Source organism: Streptomyces caeni (assembly GCF_042678285.1).
Taxonomy (GTDB): Bacteria; Actinomycetota; Actinomycetes; order Streptomycetales; family Streptomycetaceae; genus Streptomyces; species Streptomyces caeni.
In genome coordinates this window covers 10,023-14,448 of sequence record NZ_JBHUDX010000106.1, presented here as the reverse complement: position 1 = coordinate 14,448, position 4,426 = coordinate 10,023, and the positions used below count along the sequence as shown (strand labels likewise).

The window sequence follows — 4,426 nt, the reverse complement described above, 5'->3', positions numbered from 1 at the left end:
CGAGTGCGGGTGCCCCCTGCTCGAAGAGCCTGGGGGAGCGTGCCGGGCGCCGTGGGTGCTGTGCGGGACTTTCGAAACACCCCCTAGCGGCGGCCGCCGCTCACGCGCCCCTGGAGCAGTCGCGACAGCGACGCGTGGACGTCGTCCAAGGATCGCTCCGGCTGGAACGACTGCCAGTCCAGGGCCGCCACCAGAACCATGCCGACCAGCGCGGCCGCCGTCAGCGGCACATCGATCTCCTCGCTGAACTCGCCGTTCGCCACGCCCTCGCGCAGCACGTCCTCGATGACCGCGACGACCTGCTGCCGGACCACCATGAGCGTGGACTGCCAGGCCCGGTTGGTGCGCCACAGCTCGGCCACGTACAGCTGGGTGAAGGCCGGATAGCGGGCGATGAAGCCGAGTCCCGCGCGGATCATCGCGTCCAGGGCGTCCACCCTGGTGCCGCCGGCGAGGTCCGTCTTCTCGGCCGCCTCCCGGAGGGAGGCGGTGAGCAGTCCCACGCCGTGCCGCAGCAGTTCTTCGAAGAGGACGGACTTGCTCGCGAAGTTGTAGTAGACCGTCCCCTTCGCGACCCCGGCCCGCTCGGCGATCTCGTCGACGGTGGTGGCGGAGAACCCCTGCTCCGCGATCAGGGTGACGGCTGCCTCGTAGAGCTTCTGCCGGGTCGCCTCGCGGCGGCTCGAGCCGCCTCCCGCGGCGGCGCTGCTGCGTTCCATGGTCTTGATTCTCACAGGAAAGGCCCTGTGAGAGGGCATGGACTCGGTTCCCGGCATCACAGGCTCAGCTCCGGGTGCAGCCGGTCGAGCGTCCACACCTGCATGCGGCGCGCCGACAGGGCGGTGAGCGCGAGGGCGCCCGCGGTGAACGCCGGCAGCACGGCGCACGCCTGCCACACGGGTCCGAGACCGCCGCCCGTGATGAGCCGCCTGAGTGCCTCGACGACGTAGCTCATCGGCAGGAACGGGTGGATCGCGTTGAAGAAGCCGGGACTGGTCTGCACGGGGTACGTGCCGCCCGCGGACGTCAGCTGAAGCATCAGGAGGGCGAGCACCAGGATGCGGCCCGCCGCTCCGAAGCGCGCGTTCAGCCACTGGACGAGCGCCGCGAAGCACACCGTGACCAGGAACAGGAAGCCGACCGTGCCGGCCGCGTGCACCATCCCCAGCCCGATCGCCCAGTGCAGCACCGCCATGAGGGCGGCCGTCTGCAGCACGCCCACGGCGGCCACGGGCAGCCAGCCCGCCAGTGAGATCCGCCAGGCCGAGGCGCCGGCCGCGAGCGCGCGCCGGTTCAGCGGGGGGATCAGCATGTACGCCACCATCGAGCCCACCCACAGGGACAGCGGGATGAAGTACGGGGCGAAGCCGGTGCCGTAGTTGGGCGCCTTGTGCAGGTCCCTGGAGGCGAGCTGCACCGGGTCGGACATGACCTGGGTGCGCCGGTCGCGGTCCGCCTCGTCGTAGTCGGGGATCCTGCCCGCACCGTCGTGCAGCCCGTCGGCGAGCTTCCCCGAGCCGTCCACCAGCTTGTACATGCCGCCGTTGAGGTCGATCGCGCCCGTCTTCAGCTCGCCGACGCCCGAATCGAGGTCCGCCGCCCCCGTCGTGGCGGTGCCGAGGCCGGTGTGCAGCTTCTTGGCCCCCTTGGCGACCTGGGCGGCGCCCTTGTTGAGCGCGTCCACCTTGGCGACCGCGTCGTCGAGGTCCTCGGAGAGGTGCGGCGCTGCCTTGGCCAGCGCCCGGGCCTGCCGCTGGAGGGTCTTGAGGTCCTTCCTCAGCGCCTTCGAGTCGCCGTGGTAGTCCTGCACCACGGTGTTCACGTCCTTGGCGAGCCGCGCCGCGTCCGCCGCGGCGTCCTTCGCCTTCTTGAGGTCGTCACACGCGGGGTCGGGCAGGAGCGCCTTCACGCAGCGCTTCGTGTAGACGGCGTCGAGCGTCTCGGACGCGGTGCGGGTGCCGCTTTCCGCGAGCGGCGCGGTGGCGACGAACGTGTCGAGGTGGTCGCTGATCACGCCGGCCGAATCGGCCACCAGGGTCGCGGTGTCGGCGATCTGCCTGCCGTTCTCCTTCAGGAAGGGCCGCACCTGGTCGGCCGCGCCGCCGACCCGGTCGGCCAGCGCCTGGGTGCCGTCGGCGACCTGCTGCGCCCCGTCCTGGAGGTCGGCCGCGCCCCTGTCGAGCTTCTTCACGCCGCTCGAGAGCCGTCCGCTGCCCTTCTTGGCCTCCTTGAGCCCGTCGGCGAGGTCCTTGGACCCCTTCTCCGCCTTGTTGATCCCTCCGGTGAGCCGGTCGGCACCCTTGGCGGCCCTCACGGTCGCCCCGTGGATGTCCGAGAACGAGATGAAGATCCTGTCGAGGAACGACCGCGACGCCTTCGTGGAGGCCGCCGCGCGCACCTCGTTGAACACCGTCCTGGAGATCTGCCCGACGATGTAGTTGTTCGCGTCGTTCGTGCGCACCTGGAGGGCGCCCGTCTCGGGGGAGTTCCCGGAGCTGGAGGCGATCCGCTCGCTGAAGTCGGAGGGCATGGTCAGCGACAGGTAGTAGGTGCCGTCCTCGACGCCCTTGCGGGCCTCGGCGGCGCTCACCCGGTGCCACTCGAAGGTGTCGCTCGTCAGCAGGCCCTTGACGAGGTCGTCGCCCGCGGTGACCCGCCGGCTGGCCGCCGTGGCTCCCCTGTCGTCGTTGACGAGTGCCACGGGGATGCGGTCGAGCCGCCCGTAGGGGTCCCAGAACGACCACAGGTACAGGGCGCCGTACAGCAGCGGCAGCAGCAGGAGCGCGGCCAGCGCGGCGCGCGGCAGCCTTCCCCTGCCGAACCGCCTGAGCTCAAGCGCGGCCAGTTTCGGCGAGCGCATCCGCCGTCTCCTTCTCGTCGTCTCCGCCGTCCTCGGACGGCTCGTCGGAAGTGCCCTCCGTGCCCGTGCCCCGCTCGCCGGGCACGGCGTCCCCCGGGCCTTCGCCGCCGCGGTCCGGCCGGTCGCCGTCGCCGGGGGCCGTCGACACCAGGACCGCGTCCTCGGGGGCCTCGGCGCACACCGCGAGGACCGTGGTGCCCGCCCCGGTGAGCGACCTCAACAGATCCCAGGCCGCGGCCCGTTCGGCTGCGGAAAGCTTGAGGTCCGTGTCGTCCACGGCCAGCAGGCGCGGACGGACGATCAGGGCCAGTGCCACGGACAGCCGCAGGGCCTCCAGTCGCTCCAGGTCGCGTACGGCGGTCCGGGAGCCCTTGGGCAACGCGTCCCGGTCGAGTCCGGCGGCGGCGAGCGCCGCCTCGACCCGCAGTCCCGCCTCGGCCGTCCTCTCGGCACCCGGCCGCAGCAGTGCGCGCAGGGGCACGTCGAACCGGCTGTGCAGCAGCGCCCGTTCACTCAGATGCTCCCCGACGGTCAGCGCCGGGTCGAGGTCGGTGACTCCGGGCACATGCGCGAGCGCGCTGATCCGGCGCACGGCGGCCATCTCCTTGGGCAGCCGGTGCCCACCCACCGTGGCCCGCCCCTCGGTCGGCTTCATCCGGCCGGTGAGCGTGAGCAGCAGACAGGTCCGGCCCGAGCCCGAGGGCCCCTCGACGGCGATGAGCGAGCCGGGCTCCGCATCGAGGCCGATGCCCCGGTACGCCCAGCCGCGCGGTCCCTTCAGACCGAGGTCCGCGGCACTGACGGCGACCCCGTCCGCCCTCCCTGGCACGTCCATGTCCCTCCTCGCTCCCAGGACGGCGGCGACGCCTCTCCCGATTTGAACTGACTGGTCAGTGCAAAAACTATCGTGAACCCGCATGCGAGGCAAAAGCCCAGGTCAGAACGGATTGTCAGTGGCATACCTCACGATGGGCACATACGGCCACAGTGCCGTCACGCAGACGACGGGAGGTTCGTCATGGCCAGCCACCACGCGGCCGCCGCACGCCGGCGGCGCGGCACCGGCCCTGCCCCCTCACTGACCGGCCCGGCGAGCGATGTGCACCCCGTGCTGCGCCGGGCCACGGCCCCGCCCGCCGCACTGGACCTGCTCGCTCAGGCCCGTGCCGGACTCGACGAGGCGGCCGTCCTCGAAACACCCAACGAGCGCTATGCGACGGCCCATCTGGCCGCCCTGCGCATCGCCGCCGCCGTGCTCGCCGCGCGGGGGCGCCCGGAGCCGACGGCGCGGCGCCGCGCCAGGATCAGGAGCGCCTGGGAGGTGCTCCCCGAGATAGCGCCCGAACTGACCGAGTGGTGCGCGCTGTTCGCCGCCGGAGCCCCGCGCCGCGCCCGCGCCGAAGCCGGTATCAAGGGCGCGGCCGGCGCCCGGGACGCGGACGACCTGATACGCGACGTGGCGATGTTCCTGCGCCTGGTCGAGCGGATGCTGGTGCTCCAGCCGGTGCTGCCGCAGCCGCGGCAGGAGGGGGGACGGCAGCTCCCGGACCGGCAGATCCCGGACGC

General features: G+C 72.4%; 4 protein-coding genes. 1 reads left to right on the top strand and 3 read right to left on the bottom strand.

The genetic code is table 11. The features are described 5' to 3' along the window. Positions 1 to 83: 83 nt before the first annotated feature. The 3 genes from ACFSL4_RS32990 to ACFSL4_RS32980 are packed head-to-tail and all read right to left on the bottom strand — an operon-like array spanning position 84 to position 3,695. The gene (locus ACFSL4_RS32990; protein ID WP_381091181.1) at positions 84 to 719 is read right to left on the bottom strand and encodes a TetR/AcrR family transcriptional regulator; all 636 of its coding nucleotides are present in this window, start codon (positions 717 to 719) and stop codon (positions 84 to 86) included. A gap of 56 nt (positions 720 to 775) precedes the next feature. Then, positions 776 to 2,860, bottom strand: coding sequence for a YhgE/Pip family protein (locus ACFSL4_RS32985; RefSeq protein WP_381091180.1), 2,085 nt, complete (start codon positions 2,858 to 2,860; stop codon positions 776 to 778). After that, positions 2,832 to 3,695 (bottom strand): ATP-binding cassette domain-containing protein, encoded by an 864-nt coding sequence (locus ACFSL4_RS32980; protein ID WP_381091178.1) that lies wholly within the window; start codon positions 3,693 to 3,695, stop codon positions 2,832 to 2,834. The genes ACFSL4_RS32985 and ACFSL4_RS32980 overlap by 29 nt, the downstream gene beginning before the upstream one ends. A gap of 183 nt (positions 3,696 to 3,878) precedes the next feature. Here ACFSL4_RS32980 and ACFSL4_RS32975 point away from each other — a divergent pair. Next, a partial coding sequence (locus tag ACFSL4_RS32975) for an SAV_6107 family HEPN domain-containing protein (RefSeq protein ID WP_381091177.1) occupies positions 3,879 to 4,426 on the top strand: 548 nt, incomplete at its 3' end.

Bases quoted from the DNA above. Each gene is read 5' to 3' on its own strand.
- ACFSL4_RS32990 (WP_381091181.1), bottom strand. From the start codon at position 719: ATGGAACGCAGCAGCGCCGCCGCGGGAGGCGGCTCGAGCCGCCGCGAG.
- ACFSL4_RS32985 (WP_381091180.1), bottom strand. From the start codon at position 2,860: ATGCGCTCGCCGAAACTGGCCGCGCTTGAGCTCAGGCGGTTCGGCAGG.
- ACFSL4_RS32980 (WP_381091178.1), bottom strand. From the start codon at position 3,695: ATGGACGTGCCAGGGAGGGCGGACGGGGTCGCCGTCAGTGCCGCGGAC.